Source organism: Bacillus cereus group sp. N31, from assembly GCF_016483245.1.
Classification (GTDB): Bacteria; Bacillota; Bacilli; order Bacillales; family Bacillaceae_G; genus Bacillus_A; species Bacillus_A toyonensis.
In genome coordinates this window covers 20,491-42,121 of sequence record NZ_JAEHCH010000035.1, presented here as the reverse complement: position 1 = coordinate 42,121, position 21,631 = coordinate 20,491, and the positions used below count along the sequence as shown (strand labels likewise).

Sequence of the window (21,631 nt, the reverse complement as noted above, 5' to 3'; positions counted from 1 at the left end):
TCTCACCTAACCGTTTCTTCGCTACTTTCTTTTGCACGCCATAAAGCAATTGCCTTTTTTAACGACTCTTTATATTCATTTTTCGGATTTGAATCAATTACAATTCCCGCTCCTGCTTGCACATGCGCTTGCCCATCTTTAGCAAGAAGCGTTCTAATTACAATATTCAATTCCGTATCTCCAGAATAACCAATCCAACCAATTGAACCTGTATAAATCCCTCGGCGAACAGGTTCTAATTCTTCAATAATTTCCATCGTACGTATTTTCGGGGCACCAGTAATTGTTCCACCAGGGAATACAGCTTTCACTAAATCGAAAGCATCCTTATCTTCTTCCACCTCACCACGCACATTAGAAACGATATGCATAACATGTGAGTACTTTTCAATTACCATAAATTCATCTACTTCTACAGTGCCATATTTACAAACGCGCCCTAAATCATTTCGTTCTAAATCTACAAGCATTACATGCTCCGCTCGTTCCTTTTCGTTCTCAATTAATTCCCTCGCTAATTCTTCATCCTCTTGTTCATTCGCACCGCGGGATCTTGTACCAGCAATTGGTCTTGTACTTACTTCTTGCCCTTGTTTTTTAATTAGCAATTCAGGCGAAGCACTAACAATTTGAAAATCCCCAAGCTCCAAGTATCCCATATATGGAGATGGATTAATTTTACGAAGACTTGTATAAATTTCTAGCGGATGCGTTTGTAAAGTTCTTTCTTGCCTTGTCGACAAGTTTACTTGAAACACATCACCATTTCCAATATATTCTTGAATACGTTCAACAGCCTTCATAAAGCCTTCTTCTGTAAAAGCAACCGCTTCATTTTTCTTTTCAGGACGTTCAAACGACATAGTCACTTCAGGCACTTCTGCCGCCCAAAGATTCTTCCATTCATGTAATCGTTCTTCCGCCTCTGCATGCTTATCTACATAATGTGTAATAATCCACAATACTTTTTCTTCTTGATCATAGACGAACACATCGTCAAATAATAAAAAGAATATATCGGGTATATTCAGATCATCCTCTGCAAGAGAAGGGAGTTTTTCGATATAACGGATACAATCATAACTAAAGTAGCCAATCGCACCACCTTGAAACGGCGGGTACTCTGGATTGTAGTCTGTTTTCCATTTTTCCATATATTCTTGCATTAAATCTAATGGATTCCCTCGCTTTATTGTTTCCTTACCACTTTCGCTTATATGTAACGTTTCATCCTTCCCTTGGATTACCGCTACTGGGTTTAACCCCACTATGTTATAACGACCGCCACGTCCGCTTTCTAGCAAAACATGTTGCGGCTTATCCTGAGAAAGAAATTTATATTGCTTAAAGAAATCTAACTGATATGGAATAGAAAGCGCTAAAGATTTTCTTCGTTGCATATCAACACCCCGTCTTCTTTTATCCCACCCTCTTAGATTAACCACCTCAAACTACATAAGCTCTTTATATAGAAAATGATTATACTCGAAGGTTAGTGAAAATAAATTAATTATACTACCTCTTATTTTACATGAAGTTTTCTAGTCAATCACTCTTTTCCTATTTCCAATCCAAAAAGAAAAAAGCATCCTTTTTCAAGGATGCTTTTCAATCACATTCAATTATGATTCAAATTGATAAAGTGGTGTACTTAAATAACGTTCACCGTTACTTGGAATAATAACAAGTACTTTTTTCCCTTTACCTAATTTTTTCGCAACTTCTGTCGCTGCATAAATAACTGCTCCTGAAGAGATACCAACTAAAATACCTTCCTCTTTAGCCACTCTTCTCGCATATTCAAACGCTTGCTCTGTTTTTACTTGAATAATTTCATCATATACCTTTACATCCAATGTCTCTGGGATGAATCCCGCCCCAATTCCTTGGATTTTATGTGGACCCGGCTTCCCACCAGATAATACTGGTGAGTCCGCAGGTTCTACTGCATAAATTTTAATATCTTTATACGCTTCCTTCAGCACTTCACCAGCACCAGTAATTGTTCCACCTGTACCAATACCTGCAATAAACGCATCTAATTGATCACCCATTTGTTCAACAATTTCTGGACCTGTTGTTAAACGATGAATTTCTGGATTTGATTGATTTTGGAACTGTTGCGGTATAAAGTAGCCATGCTCTTTCGCTAATTCAGTCGCTTTACGAATTGCTCCACCCATTCCTTCAGGACCTGGAGTCAATACTAATTCAGCACCGTAAGCACGTAATAAATTACGACGCTCAATACTCATTGTTTCTGGCATTACTAAAATCGCCTTATATCCTTTAGCGGCCGCTACCATCGCTAAACCAATTCCTGTGTTACCACTTGTTGGCTCAATGATTGTATCGCCTTCTTTTAATAATCCTTTCTTTTCAGCATCTTCAATCATAGCTAATGCAATACGATCTTTAACACTGCTCCCAGGATTCATAAATTCTAATTTTAAGTATACATCTGCGCTGTCTGATTCTACGATGCGGTTCAACTTAACGATCGGCGTTTTCCCGATTAATTCTGAAACTGATTGTGCCACTCGCATTCCTGTCACTCCTAACACCGAGTATTTTTATTGGTTTTATCTATATTTAGATTTTGTCAGAAAATTCCCTGTTTGTCAATCTATCCGAGCGAACAATTCTCCACCCAAACTTCCTTATTACAAGTTTACAATTATGCTTGTAATATCTTCTTTAGAGAATTTATATCGTTCATTACAGAAATGACAGTGCACTTCCGTCTCTTCTTCTTCTTCACGAATTTGCTCTAATTCTGTTTTACCTAAACTAATTAACACACTCTCAATACGTTCACGTGAGCAAGTGCAATTAAATTGAACATCCATAGTTTCTAATACTTTTACTTTATCTTCCCCAAGAACTGCATATAGTAGCTCTTCTGGAGAAAGACCTTGTTCGATCAATGTTGATACAGGAGGGATTTTTTGCAAACGATCTTCAATGAATGAGATTGTTTCTTCCTGCGCGCCCGGCATAATTTGAAGGATAAATCCACCCGCCGCTAATACGCTGTCATCTCCATTTACAAGAACACCAACACCAACAGAAGAAGGCGTCTGTTCAGAAACTGCAAAATAGTACGTGAAGTCTTCTCCTAATTCACCTGAAACAATTGGAGATTGACCAATAAACGGCTCGCGCATACCAATATCTTTAATTACAGTTACAAATCCTTCTGTTCCCACCGCTTGATATACACGTAGTTTTCCTTGTTCTGTTCCTTCAAAATCAACATGCGGATTCGTTACATAACCACGTACATCCCCATTTGCATGAGCATCCACTAAGATTGGACCAATCGGACCGTTACCCTCTACCTTAATTGTTAACTTTTGATTACCTTTTAACATCGCACCCATCATTGTACCCGCAGTTAAAGAACGGCCAAGCGCTGCTGAAGCAGTTCTCCACGTGTCGTGACGTCTTTGCGCTTCACTTACTGTATTTGTTGTACGCACACTATACGCACGTACTTCTCCATCAAATGCTAAAGCTTTTACTAAATAATCTTTCATACTTATTTATTCACCTTTCTCATACTGTAAATTTGCATTACGTTCATATAACATATACAAACCTTTTAACGTTAAAAACGGATCTACGATATCAATTACATTTGATTCTTCTGAAATTAATTTCGCTAATCCACCTGTTGCAATAACTTTTGGTTCCTGTTTAGCTTCCTCTTTCATACGCTTAACAATACCTTCCACTTGTCCAACATATCCGTAAAGAATACCAGATTGCATCGCACTTACTGTATTCTTCCCAATAACACTACTTGGTTTTGTAATTTCAATACGAGGAAGTTTTGCCGCTCTACTATATAAGGCTTCCGCTGAAATCATAATTCCCGGTGTAATAACTCCACCCATGTAATGCTTCTCTTCGTTAATATAACAATATGTGGTAGCCGTACCGAAATCGACAATAATAAGCGGACTTCCATATAAATGGATTCCCGCTACTGCATTTACAATTCGGTCTGCGCCTACTTCACGCGGATTTTCATATTTAATATTTAGCCCTGTTTTTATCCCGGGCCCTACTACAAGCGGTTTAATTTTAAAATACTTTTCACACATGCGCTCTAAAGCAAACATAATTGGTGGTACAACTGAAGACACAATAATACCTTTCACATCTTCAAATGAAAGACCCTCATGCTCAAGTAACTGCTTTACAAGCATTCCATATTCATCTTCCGTCTTGTGACGATCTGTTTCCATACGCCAATGCTGACGAAGTTCCCCATCTTGAAATACGCCTAGTACAGCATTTGTGTTCCCTACATCCAATACAAAAATCATATTCTCACCACTTATCTTATTTAATCTATATTTATGTAGTATGTATAAAACTTATAAAAACATCATATCACACATACTTATATAATCAGCTTTTCTATCCTCATCATTTTACAAAAAGATTACTCTCTATTTCAATTTTTAATACTAATTTTATTAAAAATTTTTCCGACTTAGTATTTTTCTACAAATAAAAAAGGAGTGACAATTGTCACTCCTTTATCTCTTACTTATCTTCTACGTCTTCATCGTCCTTCTTCATATTGATGTTTACTTTTACATCATCTGAAGATGTTGGACGCTCTGGCAATCTGCCGTAATCATATAAATGATTGATTTGCTCTGCATCTAACGTTTCTACTTCAAGTAACGTTTTCGCAATAATATCTAGCTTATCACGTTTTTCAGTAAGAATTTGTTTCGCGCGGGCATAACATTCTTTTATAATCGTTTGCATTTCCACATCGATTTCATGTGCAATTGCATCACTGTAGTTTTGTTCTGAATGGAAGTCTCTTCCTAAGAACACTTGACCACCTTGCGAGCTACCGAATTGCATCGGTCCAAGCTTATCACTCATACCGAACTCCGTAACCATACGTCTTGCAATACCAGTCGCACGTTGGAAGTCGTTGTGAGCACCTGTGCTTGCTTCACCAAACACAATCTCTTCAGCTACTCGACCACCAAGTAAACCAGTGATTTTATCAAGTAACTCTGGTTTTGTCATGAAGTAACGATCTTCTTTCGGAAGCATTACTGCATATCCACCAGCTTGACCACGAGGGACAATTGTTACTTTATGAACGATATCTGCTTCATCAAGGACAACACCAATTACAGTATGACCAGCTTCATGGAATGCAACGATATTACGTTCTTTTTCAGAGATAACACGACTTTTCTTAGCTGGACCTGCAATAACACGATCCGTCGCTTCATCAATGTCACTCATATCAATTTTCTTCTTATCTTGACGCGCAGCTACTAAAGCAGCTTCGTTTAATAAGTTTTCAAGATCGGCACCAGAGAACCCTGGTGTACGAGTTGCAATTGCTCTTAAGTTGATATGATCATCAAGCGGTTTATTACGAGCATGTACTTTAAGTACAGCTTCACGACCATTTACATCTGGACGATCTACTGTAATTTGACGGTCAAAACGACCTGGACGTAATAATGCTGGATCAAGAATATCGGGACGGTTTGTTGCAGCGATGATAATAATACCTTCGTTTGCACCGAATCCATCCATTTCAACAAGTAATTGGTTCAGCGTTTGCTCACGCTCATCATGGCCACCACCAAGACCTGCGCCACGTTGACGTCCTACTGCATCAATTTCATCAATGAAAATGATACAAGGAGCATTTTTCTTTGCATTTTCGAATAAATCACGTACACGGGATGCACCGACACCGACAAACATCTCTACGAAGTCAGAACCACTGATAGAGAAGAACGGAACGCCAGCTTCACCTGCAACAGCACGTGCTAATAAAGTTTTACCTGTACCTGGAGGTCCCACTAACAGAACACCCTTAGGAATACGGGCACCAACTTCAGCAAACTTACGAGGATCTTTCAAGAATTCAACTACCTCAACAAGCTCTTGTTTCTCTTCATCCGCTCCAGCAACATCTCTGAAACGAACTTTTTTCTTTTCGTCATTATATAACTTCGCCTTACTTTTCCCGAAGTTCATAACACGGCTACCGCCGCCCTGAGCTTGGTTTAATAAAAAGAAGAATAAAATGAAGATAATGACAAACGGAATGATAGAAGTAAAGAAGGTTACCCAAGCACTTGTTTCTTCTGCTGGTTGATACTTAACTTCAGCACCTTGCGCTTTATCATTAATTTTCTTTTGTAATTCCTCAGTATTTGGTGCATAAGTAACGAATTGTTCTCCTTGGCTAGAAGTATTAAATTGTCCTTTTACCTCAAACACACCATTTTTCGGTTGAAGTTGCACATTGCGCACTTCACCTTTTTCTAGTTTAGTAATGAATTTATCGTAGCTAACTGATGTCGTTTTTTGCGTTGAACCATTAAAATAGCTCACGATTCCAATTACTACTAGGAATATCAGTAAATAAAAGATGGTATTACGGAAGATACGATTCATTCCTAACCTCCTCTCACGGCATAAACACTATTGTAAATCGTAACATAGAAAAACTTTCCTATACAATTGTAACGCCTGTATTTAATTAATTTGAGTAAACGCTTGGTTTTAATACTCCTACATAAGGAAGATTACGGTACTGCTCTTTATAATCTAATCCATATCCTACAACAAATTCATGTGGGACAGTAAATCCAACATAATCCGCTTTCAAATCTACCTTGCGGCCTGTTGGTTTGTCTAATAATGTAACAATTTTTACAGACTTCGCTTTACGATATTTAAATAGGTCCACTAAGTAACTTAGCGTAAGACCGCTATCAATAATATCCTCAACGATTAAAATATCGCGACCTTCTACAGAAGTATCAAGATCTTTTAAAATTTTCACTTCGCCTGTTGAAACAGTAGAGTGACCGTAACTAGATACAGCCATAAAATCCATTTCAAGATATGTATCTGTTCTCTTTAATAAATCTGCCATGAATGGCATTGCGCCTTTTAATACACCAATTGCAAGAGGTACTGTGTTTTTATAATCCTCTGCAATAATTGCACCTAATTCGCGCACCTTTTCTTGTATTTGTTCTTCAGAAATTAATACTTTTTCGATATCTTGATTCATCATTTCATTATCCTCCCGGAAGACTCCTTGCTTTTGTAGTGAATAATCATATATTTATCCTTCTTTGCCATCTCTTTCGAAACAGCAAATGCAGATCGCTTCAACAAGGGTATCCAAATAATATTCCCACTTGCATCACAAACGACCGGCCATGCTTCTCTTTTTTCTCTTGGTACTTTTGCTTCGATAAAAATAGTTTTTATCTTTTTTGTGCCATTCATACCTTGTATTGACATGCGATCTCCATTTTCCCTAGAACGAATACGAAGTGGATATGATATATCATTATACTTAGCAACAAATACTGTTTCATTCATGTTACTTGGTATATCTTCGCTCACCTCTATTACAAGTTCATCCCCGTTCGATAGCGTAATTGTCCCGGGTACTGATAAATCTTGCGAAAAAGGAGAAACAATTTCTTGTTTAAATCCAAAGCTACACTCCTCGTATGTGCGAACAATTTTTAAATCACCTGGGAAATCAAGTGAACCCGAAGGTTGTGTCCGCTTAAAAAACTCAATCACTTTGTCAATATGTATAGAGGAAAGAGAAGATGGAATCTTATATTCATAAAGATAGTTTAATATTAGTTGAATCCCTCTTCTTTGTAAAGGCATAGACATGGATTCAAAGGCAGGAATTGATAAGCTAATTTGTTTATCACTTTTTTTTGTAATTACTTTATTCATTTTCTCAAAAGCTAATTCCTGCAAATAAGCCTCATCCTCTTGCATCTGCACGCTAAATTTTTGAAATTTCTCATGCACTTGTGGATTTTCTTCTTTCAAATGAGGAAGGACATATTTACGTAATCGATTCCTTGTATATACTTCCTTTTTATTACTCGGATCTATACGGGGAATTAAATTTAGCTCATTACAGTAATTAACAATTTCTTCCTTCGTTACTCCAAGTAAAGGCCTAATTAAATATCCATTATGAAAAGGACGCTTCACTGCAATTCCTGCATACCCTTTCGGAGTACTCCCTCGTACAAGGCGCATTAAAATCGTTTCTACTTGATCATCTCCATGATGCCCAAGAGCTACATATCTCGCATCATATTTCTTCATTATTCTTTCCAAAAATGCATATCTGCATTCTCTAGCAGCAACCTGCGCATTCATTCCGTATTGCTGTTGATATTGCGACACGTTAACCCTTATCGTTTCGCAAATAACTCCCAGTCCTTTGCAAAGATCCTGCACAAACTGTAGATCCTCATGAGATTCATCGCCTCTAAACATATGATCCACATGCGCTACTACAATTTCCAACTGTTTTTCTGCCCTTTTTTCTAACAAATAATATAGAAGAGCTAAAGAGTCAGGTCCACCCGAAACTCCTACAACAATTGTTGAACGTTCCTTTAATACATCATGCTGCTTTACAAAGTCATCTACCTTTTCAACAAATGTATCTTTCAACTTCGTAATCACCTTTCATTAAACAAGAACAGCAACGTTAGTTACCTTGTCTATAATGGTACAACTTTTACAAACATTGTGCAAAAAAAAGATATACAAAAATTACATTTTTATCTTACATCCTCCGCACATATTCAAAAAAATAATAACATTACCTTTTAAAGCAAAAAAACCTAGGAATTCGCCTAGGTTTTTCAGAATAGACTATATGAATCAGTAGCAGATAAAAAGCCCGATTGGTACGGGCTTTTTATCTGCGGGGATGGAGCCCCCCCACTGATTAAAGTTTTACTTTATTGCGCCTGCATTCCTACAATTGGAATCGTAGCCCACTTCGGCATATTCTTCTTTACTTTCGCCACAACAATTGTCATATCGTCATTTATATAACCATCACAAGAACGAATCACTTCTTCCATAATGATATCAGCAATTTCTTGCGGGTCCTCGGTTTGCAGTTCCTTAATTTTTCGTTTCATCCATAATTCATGGTTCTCCACATGCTGCGCTCCTTCAAAAATACCATCGCTCATCATAATAAGAATATCGCCCGTTTTTAATTGCTCACCCACTACATCAACCTCAACATCTTCAATGATCCCCATTGGCAAATTACTTGCTTCAATTTTCAAAATATTATTTGCGCGTTTAACAAAACTCGGCGTCGATCCGATCTTTAAAAATTTCGCATTCGCATCCCGTAAATCTACCATCGCCAAATCCAGCGTTGTAAACATCTCTTCTGTCGTTCTTAAAGAAAGAATTGAATTGATCGATTTAATTGCTATTTCCTCATCAATACCTGATTGAAGTATCTTTTGTAATAATTTTACCGTTTCCTTACTCTCCATATGAGCTCGTTGCCCATTTCCCATACCGTCACTAATCGCAAGTGCATATTTACCCACACTCAAATCCATCATCGCATAAGAATCCCCCGAAACAAACCCACCGCCTTTTGCAGCTGTAGCCAATCCCGTATCAAGAGAATACGTCTTTGCTGAACCAAATGATATTAAACTGTGACCATTTGGATAAGAAGACTTTTCTTCATGTTTAACGACAATATTTTCTTTTAGAATATCCGAAAGCATCGGCGCAACTAATTTTTCGCACTCACCATGCTCATTAGATGCAGCCGGAATTAACATCTCAATATCAATGCTCCCTCTATCTAAACAATAAATATCAACATGCTCCACTTCGACGCCAAAATCACGAAACGCTTGCAAAATTTGTTCTTCCTGTACTTGATGATTTTCTCGCTCTCTTTGTATTTCCTGTGCGAAATCCTCCATAACTTTTGATACGCCTAATAATTGCTCCGCTACTATTCTGCGATTTTCTTTCATTTGTTTTCGTAATTTTTGTCCCTCATAAAAGTGATCTAATTCACCGGCTACTAAATCTGTTACTTTCTTACCTCTCACACAATGCTTGTCCCATTCACGAACTAACTTCCGATTATGCTGCAGTGTTCCTTCTTCCGTTTCACTCATTATTTGTTTCATATAATCATACGTTTTGTCAAAATTAACCACCCAGCATTGATCCTTTTTAAAGCACGTTTGACATGTTTTCGCAGTAATTGTACTTAAAAATAAATCTGCCTCTGTTTCTTTATCTTCCTCCTCCACATAACCATATACAGAAAAGCTATTAGATAAAGCCGCAAACACATTTGCAAATTGATTAATTTTGTTCGCTGTAACATCGCGCATTCTTCTTAAATATTGTTGTTGATCTTGTGAATGCTCTTGTGTTCCCGGCATAAATTTAGCAATGCGATCCAGAACAAGTTTCGGTGTTAATAAAAAGAAAACAATTGCCACACCTGATTCAATTAAAGTTGTTACAATGTTCGTTTGCTTATCTACATATAATGTAATTAAGCTTGTCCCAATTAACAAACCTAAACTAACGCCTAGACGCTTCCCTTCTTTCAATAACCCTCCAAGCAATCCAGAAAAAGCAAGAAGGCTAAGCTGAGACAAACTGGACACATTCGCTAAACTTAATATTAAGCCGGTGACAACCCCAACTGTGGATCCTGTAGCAGCGCCGGCGATGAAGGCAAATACTAACACTAAATATCTAGTGAAAATATGTTGAATAGAAGCGTCATATACAAACCAATCCGTCGTACCTGTTAAAACAGATGCTAGTAATATAATTAAACAAACAATTTCTTCTGTCTCTAATGCTTGTTGTTTCCCTTTCCTTTCTACTAAGAGCGGAACACTTTGTAAAAATATCATCGTTAATACGAAACTAAGCCCCGCTTCAATCGTGCTAACGAGCAAATCGTACATGGTGATAGTTTGCTGTGCAAAATATACAACAACCAAATGTGCGGTTAATGCGGAGATAAATACTTGGAATGGTACAAGTCCAACAGTTTTACGTGTAAACCGACTAAAGAAGATATTATAAATGAAGAAAGTAAAGATAGACGCGAAAGTAAAAAATAAATTATCTATCGAAACTGAAAGTGCTCCTCCCATTAAAGCTAGGAATGCGAGCGGCATTTTATCTCGCTTCATAACATAAACGGCAGCGAAAAACGGTAATGCAAACGGTAAAATGTTTGTTAATATATATGCTCTTCCCAAAAGAAAACCAATAACAACAATAATAAATCCCCATCTAAAGAAAACTTGTTCAAACTTCATTCGCAACTTACTCGTCCACTTTATTCCTCCAAGCTGACTTTCATTCATTGCCAATGCACTTGTATTCATAGTATTCCTTCCTGCTTTAGGCATATTTTTAACACCACCTGCATAGTTTAATTACTGTCATTATAAAAGATGCTTATTGGGATTTTTGTCAAAACAACAGTTTTCACTTTTATAATCGTTCGACTTTATATTCGAAATAACTCTACATATATACATAGTATGTAATTTATCTCTCTTTATTATATTGAAGATTCAGAAAATTTAAGGTGATTTTGTAGAAGTATTGTATGTCTTACTTTTTTATTTAACAAAAAAAGATCATGCAAGTTTGCATGATCTTTTTAGATGACCCGTACGGGATTCGAACCCGTGTTACCGCCGTGAAAGGGCGGTGTCTTAACCACTTGACCAACGGGCCGTTAAATTAAATATAGCGGCGGAGGGGATCGAACCCCCGACCTCACGGGTATGAACCGTACGCTCTAGCCAGCTGAGCTACACCGCCATGTCGTCTTATTTAACGGACAATTAGTATCTTACATCAGATATCATTTAAAGTCAACACATCTCAAAAACTTTTTTTAAAAATATATTTTCGCATATAAAAAAGCACCCTGAGCCATCACTCCGGGTACCTCTCTATATGTTAAAAACTAAACGTTCTTATTATCCGCGACGTGCGCCACGGCCACCACGTTTAGACTCTGTGTTACGCTTTAAAGAAGTTAAACGATCTTCGCTATCCTTTAAGAAGCGTGCCATCTTTTGCTCAAATGTTTCTTTTGGAGCTCGGTCGTTACCGCCACCGCGATTATCTCTGTTGAAAGAGCGATTATTACGTTGTGGACGTCCAGAACGTTGTTGATCACCACCGCGTTGGTATTCACCGCGTGGACGATCTCCTTCTGTTTTTTCACGTTCTTTCGCTTTTTTAATAGATAGACCAATTTTCCCATCTTTTTCAACATTAATAACTTTTACTTCTACTTGGTCGCCCACTTTTAAGTGATCGTTAATATCTTTCACATAATTATCAGCAACTTCACTAATATGAACAAGACCCGTTAAGCCTTCTGGCAGCTCCACAAAAGCCCCAAAATTTGTAATACCTGTTACTTTACCCTGTAACTTGCTGCCTACCTCGATTGACATAAAAAAAATGCTCCTCCTTAGTGATTAAAAAGTCAAATTTTACTTTATTATATATAATCCTAAAATATAGTGTCAATAAGACATACTCTACTTAGAAACAGGAAAAATTATCTCCCCTTTTCCGGAGAAGAAATAATCCCTTCTAGCAATCTTTAATACGTACTCTTCATCATTTAACTTTTGAACTTCGTCTTTTAGACTTTTTTCTTTATTCGTTAATGAATCTAGTTCTTTTTTCATGTCCTTAACTTTTGCTTCTTTTGCTTTAATGGAACTGTTTTGTTGATAAAAAGTTACACTAATACTCGCAATAATTGTAAAAGCAAAGACAAGAAAAACCGCTAAACGGCGATAAAGTCGCTTCCTGTTCTCATCCGTTTGTATTATATGCTCTTTAACAGGATTTGGACTCTGTTTTTCGATTGTTCTTTGTCTCAGTTCCCTCATTTCCGAGGTCCCCCTAACTTCTTTTTTATACGCTCCCATAGTTGGAAGATGTGTCCCTTCAATTTTGCTATATATTGCAGGAACCCTACATGTTTCATTATAAAAAGTTTAACACGATTAGGGAGAAGTTTCCATATGAGCAAAGCAATAAATCGAACAGGCCAGAAAAAAACTTTCCATATGAAAAGTAATATCCAAATCACCATTTTCCATAACACATGTCCAATTGAAAGCAGTATACGAAATAAGAATAATATAAATGCAATAAATAGCTGCGCTATAATAATAACAGGTTTTATCATGAGTAGCTGTATAATTCGAACAAAAAAATGTGTTGTTTGCACAAAAATATAGATGAGAAAATTTAACAACCTCATGTATAGTGCTTTCAATAAGCTTTGATATGCCGCAAAACCACATAATAATGCCAAAAATACATATATACGTAGTTCAGCTTCATTTACGAGAAGTAATACATAAAAAACGAATAATGCTTGGACAACCCAAAATAGTATATCATGTATAAATACAAGCCAACGTTTACGTTCCTGACGCTTTAAAAAACGTTGGTATGTATCTAATGATACTCCAATCCAAGCACCCATTCCGATCATCGAAAGCATTGTATACAACTGAATTGTTAGACTCATTTAAACAACTTACTAAAGAAGCCTTTAGTTTTCTCCCCTTGATTCTCATCAATATACAACATCTCATGAATCTTGCCTTTAATCGATACAACACCTTTTTCCACATCTAAATTCTTCATTTGCAAGTTTTGTCCACGAATTGTTAAAAAACCCATCACAGTCTCGAGTAAAAATTCTTCGCTATCAAAACTCTCTACTTGTTTTACACCAGTAATATCAATCACACGCCTACCACGCATAATAATATCATGCTCTACAGAAACATTTTGTTGATTAGAAGACATAGGTGAGTAACCATTATTCACGAAAATCCCCCCATAGCTTTATACTAGCTAATAGTAATGTATGAAGGGATAGCAGATTTTAGAACAAGCCCTCTTCTGCTTTTACTTTTTCTTCGCGAACTAGGCTATACATATTTGCTGCATCTTCTTTTTTTGTTGTTTCTTTCAATTCATTTACTTTCACCGTTACTATTTTTTGACCGAAACGAATTGTTAATTCATCAGCCACTTTCACATCTGAACTCGCTTTTGCGACTTGACCATTGATAGATATTCTTCCTTGATCAGATACTTCTTTTGCTAATGTTCTTCTTTTAATTAAACGTGACACTTTCAAAAATTTATCTAGACGCATATCAAATCCCCCTATTAACGCTCTGTTTGCTTTGCCTCTTCCCATAAAACATCCAACTGTTCTAATGACAGATCTTGCATTTCTTTATTCATTTCAGCTACTTTTGCTTCCATGTATAAAAAACGCCCCATAAATTTCTCATTAGTTGAACGTAATGCTTCTTCTGGATCTAATTTATAATGACGAGCTATGTTAACAAATGCAAATAGTAAATCGCCAAATTCACCTAGCATCTTTTCCTCATCCATATTTATAACTTCTTGCTGGAATTCTTGCCATTCTTCTAGGGCTTTCTCTATCATTGGCTGTACATCAACCCAATCAAATCCAACCTTTCCAGCTTTCTTCTGAATTTCATAGGCACGCATTAATTGCGGCAAACTTTTTGGAATTCCAGTTAAAACAGATTCTTTTACGAATCCCTTTTCTTGTTTTTTAATTTCTTCCCAATTCGCAATCACTTCTTCAGCATTATTTACATCTGCATTTCCAAACACATGTGGATGACGACGAACCATTTTCTCCGATAAAGTTCGAATAATATCATCGATGGAGAACCAACCTTCATCCTCTCCAATTTGGGCATGAAGCATGACTTGTAATAATATATCACCTAGCTCTTCTACTAAGTGATCATCGTCCTCTTCATCAATTGCTTCCAATACTTCATAAGCTTCCTCAATTAAATACTTCTTTAAAGATTGATGTGTTTGCTTTTTATCCCACGGACAACCATTCGGTCCACGAAGGTCTGCAATAATTTCTCTCAGTACATCAAATTGTTGATACAAGGATGCACGTTCTTGAACTGGTGGTACATACACACTCGTTAAATTATTCAATTCTGTTTCATGATCTAACATGTACAACGGTACCTTTTTGACTTGTTCAAACGAAGTTCCTGCAGCTGTTACGATATACACTTCATAATCATCTGGCAATATTTCCATTAATGTTAACTTCACATCTGAAGCAACGAACGCATCATACACTTGGCAAAAGATTAAATGTTGACGTAATTCTAATTGCCCTCTTTCAAATGATGTAGCATCAATTAATTGGAATCCTTCAATCGGATCGATTTTTAAACTTGCGAACATTGGATCAAGGAAACTTTGTCCACCTTCAATTCGCACTTCAACATTTGCTACTTCTCCTTTTTCTAAAAGTAGCTGAACTGTTCTTTCTGCTACTAGCGGATGACCTGGAACAGCATAAATAATTTCTGCACCTTCAGCTTGTTCTAGCAATGTATTCGCAATTGTTTCATATACAATTTCAAATGTATCATGCGCTTCATATATATTGTCGAAAGCCGTATATTTTATACCTTCTTTCTCCAACTCTTCTATAACCGGGTGCTCCTTCGTTCTAACAAACATATGGTCTGCTACTTTTATCTTTCGGTATACGCCCATCGTTAGCTGATCTAATTCACCAGCACCTAATCCTAAAATAGTAATGATTCCACTCACAACCTGTCACCTCTATCCACTCTTCTTCAATGAACCTTCTTTTTTCTCTTTTTTCATAACAGATCCTAATTCTTCTTTTGTAAATACACGTAATTTTAAAATTAAAAACATGTATGTCAATCCGCCAATAGCTACACCTAACAACGCTTCAAATGTCGCGATCCCTCTATGATTCCCATCAATTACTAACCCAGACATTTGTAACACACGAATAAACATTATTAATACAAATCCCATACCGATACCACTAATAACTATACCGAACATCTTCTGCTTATCAATAAGCGACCCCGATACAGATTGCATAAGTAACACACTATTTAACAAGGCAATTACAACAAGCGCAATTAAAGTTGCAATCGCAGCTCCTTTAACTCCAAAATGCGGCATTAACATATAGTTTAAAACTAACTTCAAACAACCTCCAAATACAACGAATATTGCTGGTTTTAATGTTTGTCCCAGCCCTTGTAAAATAGAAGCAGTTGTAATTGACAATGAACTAAATAAAATAGATAAAGATAAAATCGATAACACATCTGATCCATCACTATTCTCAAATAACATAATATTTGTAGGCTGAATAATGCAAGTTAATCCGATGGCTGCTGCAAATCCAATAACAAGTGTTATTTTCATCGCTAACTTTACCTTTTCTTGAATAAAAGCAAGATCTCCTCTTTCCTTTGCCGCTGTAATAATCGGAATAAGTGACAATGAGAAAGAAGTTGTCACGACAGTACCTAATTGCATGAGAGGGATACTTCTGTCATAAACACCTTTTAGTACCTTTGCACTTTCAGCCTGTTCCCCTGCCCCAATGAGTAAAGTATAGAAGGAAACCGAATCTGCCATTTGTATAAAAATAAGGACTAAATTACTAACACAAATAGCTATTCCTTGCCAAAAAAGGATTTTAACAATTCTTCTTTTTCCCCCAACTCTCTTCAAGCTTTTAAAGAAAATGGCGCGAAAATCATGACGCATATAAAGTAAAAGTACGATAATCCCAATAAGCCCGCCTGCAATCGAACCTAACATAGCACCTGCACCGACTGTATATAGATCAAATCCGTGAGCAATTAGGAATAGTGATAAAAAGACAATAATAGATACACGAATCGTTTGTTCAATTACTTGTGAAACAGCCGTCGGCATCATATTATTAAATCCTTGAAAATATCCTCTCGCTACGGATAAGAATGGCATTAATATGAATGAAAATGAAATAACACGTAATAACTTATATAAGTGTACATCACCCATAGCCGATGCAATCGTTTCGGCACCAAAGAACAATGTGAAAAACCCTATAAAGCCAATTCCTAATAAAAACCAAAAAGATACACAAATTATTTCTTCTGCTTCTTTTTGTTTTCCTCTTTCTAATCTTTCTGCAACCATTTTTGAAATTATAATAGGGAATCCATAAGTAGCTAAAATTAAACAAAATCCATAAAACGGATAAATTTGTTGGTAAATATAAAAACCAACATCTCCCGCTATGTTTTGATATGGAATACGGTAAAAAGCGCTTAATACTTTTGTAATAAAACTTGCGATCGTTAATATAATAGCCCCACGCCAAAAGGCTTGATACTTCTTCGCTTCCATACAAGAAAACTCCTTTTTCTATTCTCACCTCTCGTATTATATCACAAAGAAAAAACAGGCTCCCTTACACCCACGAGTAATAAAAAGTTCTTACAAAACTAAAAATGTTCAACGAAAAAAGGTAGCAAAGCGCTACCTTCATTCAATATACCTATATCTCCAAATAATTGATTTTTCAAAAGAAATATCATAATTAGGAAAGATTGCAACTTCTAAAATTATATATCTTTACTGCTCCATTTGCTTCGCTAAGAAGCTCGCTGCTGTATTTACTGACTTATGCTCTACTTCACTTATAATAGCCTCTTTAGAGAAGATAATAACAGCTCCAATTGGATCCCCATTCGCAACAATCGGGCCAATTGTATAGGAGCTAACTTTTTCTGTTACTCCATCAATAATTGAAATTTCGCTTTCGTCCGTCATAATTACAGACTTACGCTCTTCCATTGTCTTCTCAATTAAATCGCCAACACTTTTATTTAAGTATTCTTTTTTAGATATGCCTGCTACTGCGATAATAGAATCACGATCACATACAAGCACATTATGTCCTAAGCTATCGTATAAAGCTTCCGTATATTCTTTTGCAAAATCCCCTAATTCACTAATCGGAGAATATTTCTTCAAAATTACTTCTCCATCGCGATCAACAAATATTTCTAGTGGGTCTCCTTCTCGAATACGTAAAGTTCTACGAATTTCCTTCGGGATTACTACCCTGCCTAAATCATCAATTCGACGTACGATTCCAGTTGCTTTCATTCTAATGCTGCCTCACTTTCTACTGATGATCAAAGTGGTGAATTTACCTGTTCATGTAAAAATCACCAACTGTTAGACATAGTATTTTACACATTAGTTCTTCTATGCACGTCGAATTGTATTTTTTTATCTAATATTAGGCATTTATTACTTCTTTTTTTACATCTGGTAAGCCTTTTAATAAATTTTCAGCAATTGTTAACCACTTCGATGTCTCTAATCCATTCGTTTTCATAACGATTTTCAATTGTGATCCTTCCATTCCAAGACCGATCATACGCCCAAAACTATTTCCAAGCATGAATAATTTTCCACCATCAATATTTTGGCTTGCTTGTTCTGAGAACAGAATTGTTACTTCAAATTTATTTTGCTTAATTAATTCGATTTGTTCTTTCATTGCCAATACTTTAATATTTGCAATTTGTAATAAATAACCAACTTCTTGTGGGTAATCACCAAATCTATCGATCATCTCTTCCTGTAATTCTTCAATATCCTCAATTGTAGAAACACCTCTAAATTGTTTATACATCATAATCTTTTGTTTACTATCTGAAATATAAGCATCTGGTAAATACGCATCTACTTCTAAATCAATTTCAACATTAACTGTATTTTCAACTCCATCGGTTCCTCTGCGCTGTTCAATTGCATCTTTTAACATTTGAGAATATAGATCAAATCCGACAGAATCAATAAACCCGTGTTGTTCTGCCCCTAACAAGTTACCCGCACCACGAATTGATAAATCTCTCATCGCAATTTTGAAACCAGATCCAAGCTCTGTGAACTCTTTAATTGCTTGTAGACGTCTCTCTGCAACTTCTGATAGCACTTTATCACGTTTGTATGCAAAGTATGCATATGCAACGCGATTAGAACGCCCAACACGCCCACGAAGCTGATACAACTGCGATAGTCCCATACGATCTGCATCAAATACAATTAACGTATTAACGTTCGGGATATCTACACCTGTTTCAATAATTGTTGTACTTACAAGAACATCATGCTGTCCCTCTAAAAACGATAGCATAACAGACTCTAATTCACTTTCGTTCATTTTCCCATGTGCGTATGTTACACGAGCGTCTGGAACTAGCATCGAAATTTCATCTGCTTTTCTTTCGATATCCTCTACCCGGTTATATAAGAAGTAAATTTGCCCACCTCTTGCAAGCTCTCGCTCTATCGCTTCTCTCATTAACGCTGGATTATATTCCACCACATACGTTTGGACTGGGAAACGATTTTCTGGTGGCGTTTCAATGACAGATAAGTCACGCACACCAAGCATAGACATGTGAAGTGTACGTGGAATTGGCGTTGCCGTTAGGGTTAACACATCAACATTTGCTTTTAATTGTTTAATTTTTTCTTTATGCGTCACACCAAATCTTTGTTCTTCATCAATAATAAGAAGTCCTAAATCTTTATAAGTAACATCTTTAGATAAAATACGATGCGTTCCGATTACAATATCCACTGTGCCATCTTTTAACCCCTTAAGCGTTTCGTTTTGTTGTTTCCGCGTGCGGAATCTACTTAGTAACCCTATATTAATCGGGTAATCTTGAAAACGCTCTCGAATTGTTTCATAGTGTTGTTGTGCCAGAATTGTTGTCGGTACTAAAATCGCAACTTGTTTTTCATCCATGATTGCTTTAAATGCTGCACGAATAGCTACTTCGGTCTTTCCATATCCTACATCACCACAAAGAAGCCTATCCATCGGACGTCCGCGTTCCATATCTTTCTTAATTTCTTCAATAGAACGTAATTGGTCATCTGTCTCTTGATACGGGAAGGAAGATTCAAATTCTTGTTGTTCTGCCGTATCTGGTGTATATGCATAGCCTTTTGAAGCTTCGCGCTCAGCATATAATTTAATTAGGTCATCTGCAATGTCTTGTACAGATTTTTCAACCTTCGTTTTGACCTTCTTCCAATCGTTCCCGCCTAATTTATAAACTTTTGGATCCTTACCTTCAGAACCCACATATTTTTGCACTTGATCGATTTGTTCAATTGGAACATATAGCTTATCGTTACCTTGATATTTAATATTTAAATAATCTTTATGAACACCATTAATCTCTAATGTCTCAATACCTAAAAATTTACCTATACCATGATTTACATGAACTACATAATCTCCAACTTTTAATTCCGAATAACTTTTAATACGCTCAGCATTAGATAACTTTTGCTTACGTTGTGATTTTTTAACTTTCTTATGAAAAAGCTCCTTTTCAGTAATGACAACGAGCTTTTTCATCGGCATTTCAAATCCTGCATGTAAATCACCTACAGCAATCTGTAACCTTCCAGGCAATAAAATATCTGTGCCCTCTACAATATCCGCTTCAATATCATAATCACTTAAAATATGTTGTAGTTTTTTTACACGTTCATCATCTGTTCCAAGCACAACAGTCGTAAAGTGCCCTTCATTCCATCTATCAATTTCAGTTTTTAATAACTGCATCTGCCCATGGAAATCTTGCATTGTTTTACATGTCACATTCACAATGTTTTGCGGATGCGTATGTGCTATATGGCGTAAGAATAACGTTAAATATACAAAACTTCTTTTTTTATGATGAAGAAATCCCTCAAATGAGTGGGAGAAAGATAAATCCTGAATTATTGTTCCTTCACCAAGAAGTGATATATACCATTCCGCTTCTTCCGTTTCAAGATGTGATGCTGTTTCTTGAATACGAGAGATTTCATCTAAAATTACAACACCATCTTCTGGTAAATAATCTATCAGACTAGCAGGTTCTTTATAGAAAATAGATAAATATTTAAACATCTGTTCTATACTTTGGCCATTTTTCAACATTTCAATTTCATGACTTACTGTCTCAAGCACTGCAGTCTTTAATTTGTCATCGGAAAGTTTTTGCATCGTCTTAGTCAAACCTTCTTCAAGATGCTTAATTCCCGATTTCAATTCTTCCTGTGAAAATAAAAACTCTGTTGCCGGACCAAACTTAACACTTTCCTTTTTATCTTGAGAACGCTGTTCATCCACATCAAATAATCGAATAGAATCGACTTCTGTATCGAAGAATTCAATACGGAATGGTAATTCTTCAGTTAATGGGTAAATATCTAATATGCCCCCGCGCAAACTGAACTCCCCCGGAGCTTCTACCATCGACTTACGTTCGTAGCCAATATGATGTAATGTATGCAAGAGCGCCTCTAAATCAATCTCTTGCCCTAGATTAATTTCAATTTGCTTTTGCTTCCATAATTCTTTTATCGGTAAAAATCTACGTAATCCTGCGACTGGCGCTACAATAACCCCATTCTCTCCTGCCGCTAAACGATTTAGCACCTCAATGCGTTGCGCTTTTAATTCTGGACTTGCAACACCGATTTCTGATGCAATTAATTCGTTTACTGGGTACAGCCATACATCTTTTTCACCAAGTAATGCCACTAAATCTTCATGTACCTTTTGTGCTTGATATAGATTGTGTGTGACAATAAGTTGCGACTTCTTTGTTTTTTTATATAAAGCTGCCATTAATAATGAACGAGAAGATGTTGCCATACCTGATATAAGTTGTTCTTTTAAACCATCTTCTAACCCATTAATAACCGATTGTATTTCTTCATTTTTATAAAATTGCTCTAATAAACCTAACATTATCAAAACTCCTCTCAACATAAAGAG

At 36.4% G+C, this 21,631-nt stretch carries 17 protein-coding genes and 2 tRNA genes; all 19 read right to left on the bottom strand.

What is annotated here, in order from left to right:
- Positions 1 to 2 precede the first annotated feature (2 nt).
- Positions 3 to 1,400, bottom strand: a complete 1,398-nt coding sequence (trpE, locus tag JDS81_RS27365; RefSeq protein ID WP_097954953.1) for an anthranilate synthase component I — start codon at positions 1,398 to 1,400, stop codon at positions 3 to 5.
- Between the two features lie 222 nt (positions 1,401 to 1,622).
- Positions 1,623 to 2,546, bottom strand: coding sequence for a cysteine synthase A (gene cysK / locus JDS81_RS27360; RefSeq protein ID WP_001261721.1), 924 nt, complete (start codon positions 2,544 to 2,546; stop codon positions 1,623 to 1,625).
- Positions 2,547 to 2,663: 117 nt separating this feature from the next.
- Positions 2,664 to 3,539, bottom strand: a complete 876-nt coding sequence (gene hslO / locus JDS81_RS27355) for a redox-regulated molecular chaperone HslO (RefSeq protein ID WP_000656375.1) — start codon at positions 3,537 to 3,539, stop codon at positions 2,664 to 2,666.
- 6 nt (positions 3,540 to 3,545) lie between these two features.
- Positions 3,546 to 4,334 carry a type III pantothenate kinase gene (locus tag JDS81_RS27350; protein ID WP_000578374.1) on the bottom strand — a complete coding sequence of 263 codons (789 nt, stop codon included), beginning with the start codon at positions 4,332 to 4,334 and terminating at the stop codon, positions 3,546 to 3,548.
- Between the two features lie 223 nt (positions 4,335 to 4,557).
- A complete protein-coding gene (ftsH, locus tag JDS81_RS27345; RefSeq protein ID WP_001079666.1) occupies positions 4,558 to 6,459 on the bottom strand; it encodes an ATP-dependent zinc metalloprotease FtsH in 1,902 nt (633 codons plus the stop codon).
- A gap of 85 nt (positions 6,460 to 6,544) precedes the next feature.
- Positions 6,545 to 7,087, bottom strand: a complete 543-nt coding sequence (hpt, locus tag JDS81_RS27340) for a hypoxanthine phosphoribosyltransferase (RefSeq protein WP_000981842.1) — start codon at positions 7,085 to 7,087, stop codon at positions 6,545 to 6,547.
- The gene (tilS, locus tag JDS81_RS27335; protein WP_070174023.1) at positions 7,084 to 8,514 is read right to left on the bottom strand and encodes a tRNA lysidine(34) synthetase TilS; all 1,431 of its coding nucleotides are present in this window, start codon (positions 8,512 to 8,514) and stop codon (positions 7,084 to 7,086) included. The genes hpt and tilS overlap by 4 nt, the downstream gene beginning before the upstream one ends.
- Before the next feature lie 293 nt (positions 8,515 to 8,807).
- Positions 8,808 to 11,279 carry a stage II sporulation protein E gene (spoIIE, locus tag JDS81_RS27330; protein WP_001123547.1) on the bottom strand — a complete coding sequence of 824 codons (2,472 nt, stop codon included), beginning with the start codon at positions 11,277 to 11,279 and terminating at the stop codon, positions 8,808 to 8,810.
- A gap of 262 nt (positions 11,280 to 11,541) precedes the next feature.
- Positions 11,542 to 11,613 (bottom strand) — tRNA-Glu (locus JDS81_RS27325).
- A 13-nt stretch (positions 11,614 to 11,626) separates the two neighbouring features.
- Positions 11,627 to 11,700 (bottom strand) — tRNA-Met (locus JDS81_RS27320).
- A gap of 161 nt (positions 11,701 to 11,861) precedes the next feature.
- Positions 11,862 to 12,347, bottom strand: a complete 486-nt coding sequence (locus tag JDS81_RS27315; protein WP_000021451.1) for a S1 domain-containing RNA-binding protein — start codon at positions 12,345 to 12,347, stop codon at positions 11,862 to 11,864.
- A gap of 87 nt (positions 12,348 to 12,434) precedes the next feature.
- Entirely contained in the window at positions 12,435 to 12,794 is a 360-nt protein-coding gene (gene divIC, locus JDS81_RS27310) for a cell division protein DivIC (RefSeq protein ID WP_001208736.1), read from the bottom strand.
- Complete coding sequence (gene yabQ, locus JDS81_RS27305) at positions 12,791 to 13,444, bottom strand: spore cortex biosynthesis protein YabQ (protein ID WP_097954954.1); 654 nt, start codon at positions 13,442 to 13,444, stop codon at positions 12,791 to 12,793. The genes divIC and yabQ overlap by 4 nt, the downstream gene beginning before the upstream one ends.
- Complete coding sequence (gene yabP, locus JDS81_RS27300) at positions 13,441 to 13,749, bottom strand: sporulation protein YabP (RefSeq protein ID WP_001059100.1); 309 nt, start codon at positions 13,747 to 13,749, stop codon at positions 13,441 to 13,443. The genes yabQ and yabP overlap by 4 nt, the downstream gene beginning before the upstream one ends.
- 58 nt (positions 13,750 to 13,807) lie before the next feature.
- On the bottom strand, positions 13,808 to 14,083 hold the full coding sequence (locus JDS81_RS27295; RefSeq protein ID WP_001234879.1) for an RNA-binding S4 domain-containing protein: 276 nt from the start codon (positions 14,081 to 14,083) through the stop codon (positions 13,808 to 13,810).
- A gap of 14 nt (positions 14,084 to 14,097) precedes the next feature.
- Complete coding sequence (gene yabN, locus JDS81_RS27290) at positions 14,098 to 15,558, bottom strand: bifunctional methyltransferase/pyrophosphohydrolase YabN (protein ID WP_087948811.1); 1,461 nt, start codon at positions 15,556 to 15,558, stop codon at positions 14,098 to 14,100.
- A 12-nt stretch (positions 15,559 to 15,570) separates the two neighbouring features.
- Positions 15,571 to 17,172 carry a putative polysaccharide biosynthesis protein gene (locus JDS81_RS27285; protein ID WP_085451296.1) on the bottom strand — a complete coding sequence of 534 codons (1,602 nt, stop codon included), beginning with the start codon at positions 17,170 to 17,172 and terminating at the stop codon, positions 15,571 to 15,573.
- Between the two features lie 228 nt (positions 17,173 to 17,400).
- Positions 17,401 to 17,937 (bottom strand): stage V sporulation protein T, encoded by a 537-nt coding sequence (spoVT, locus tag JDS81_RS27280; RefSeq protein ID WP_000648310.1) that lies wholly within the window; start codon positions 17,935 to 17,937, stop codon positions 17,401 to 17,403.
- A 136-nt stretch (positions 17,938 to 18,073) separates the two neighbouring features.
- Entirely contained in the window at positions 18,074 to 21,604 is a 3,531-nt protein-coding gene (gene mfd / locus JDS81_RS27275; protein ID WP_097954955.1) for a transcription-repair coupling factor, read from the bottom strand.
- Positions 21,605 to 21,631 lie beyond the last annotated feature (27 nt).

Bases quoted from the DNA above. Each gene is read 5' to 3' on its own strand.
- trpE (WP_097954953.1), bottom strand. From the start codon at position 1,400: ATGCAACGAAGAAAATCTTTAGCGCTTTCTATTCCATATCAGTTAGAT.
- cysK (WP_001261721.1), bottom strand. From the start codon at position 2,546: ATGCGAGTGGCACAATCAGTTTCAGAATTAATCGGGAAAACGCCGATC.
- hslO (WP_000656375.1), bottom strand. From the start codon at position 3,539: ATGAAAGATTATTTAGTAAAAGCTTTAGCATTTGATGGAGAAGTACGT.
- JDS81_RS27350 (WP_000578374.1), bottom strand. From the start codon at position 4,334: ATGATTTTTGTATTGGATGTAGGGAACACAAATGCTGTACTAGGCGTA.
- ftsH (WP_001079666.1), bottom strand. From the start codon at position 6,459: ATGAATCGTATCTTCCGTAATACCATCTTTTATTTACTGATATTCCTA.
- hpt (WP_000981842.1), bottom strand. From the start codon at position 7,087: ATGATGAATCAAGATATCGAAAAAGTATTAATTTCTGAAGAACAAATA.
- spoIIE (WP_001123547.1), bottom strand. From the start codon at position 11,279: ATGCCTAAAGCAGGAAGGAATACTATGAATACAAGTGCATTGGCAATG.
- JDS81_RS27315 (WP_000021451.1), bottom strand. From the start codon at position 12,347: ATGTCAATCGAGGTAGGCAGCAAGTTACAGGGTAAAGTAACAGGTATT.
- divIC (WP_001208736.1), bottom strand. From the start codon at position 12,794: ATGAGGGAACTGAGACAAAGAACAATCGAAAAACAGAGTCCAAATCCT.
- yabQ (WP_097954954.1), bottom strand. From the start codon at position 13,444: ATGAGTCTAACAATTCAGTTGTATACAATGCTTTCGATGATCGGAATG.
- JDS81_RS27295 (WP_001234879.1), bottom strand. From the start codon at position 14,083: ATGCGTCTAGATAAATTTTTGAAAGTGTCACGTTTAATTAAAAGAAGA.
- JDS81_RS27285 (WP_085451296.1), bottom strand. From the start codon at position 17,172: ATGGAAGCGAAGAAGTATCAAGCCTTTTGGCGTGGGGCTATTATATTA.
- spoVT (WP_000648310.1), bottom strand. From the start codon at position 17,937: ATGAAAGCAACTGGAATCGTACGTCGAATTGATGATTTAGGCAGGGTA.
- mfd (WP_097954955.1), bottom strand. From the start codon at position 21,604: ATGTTAGGTTTATTAGAGCAATTTTATAAAAATGAAGAAATACAATCG.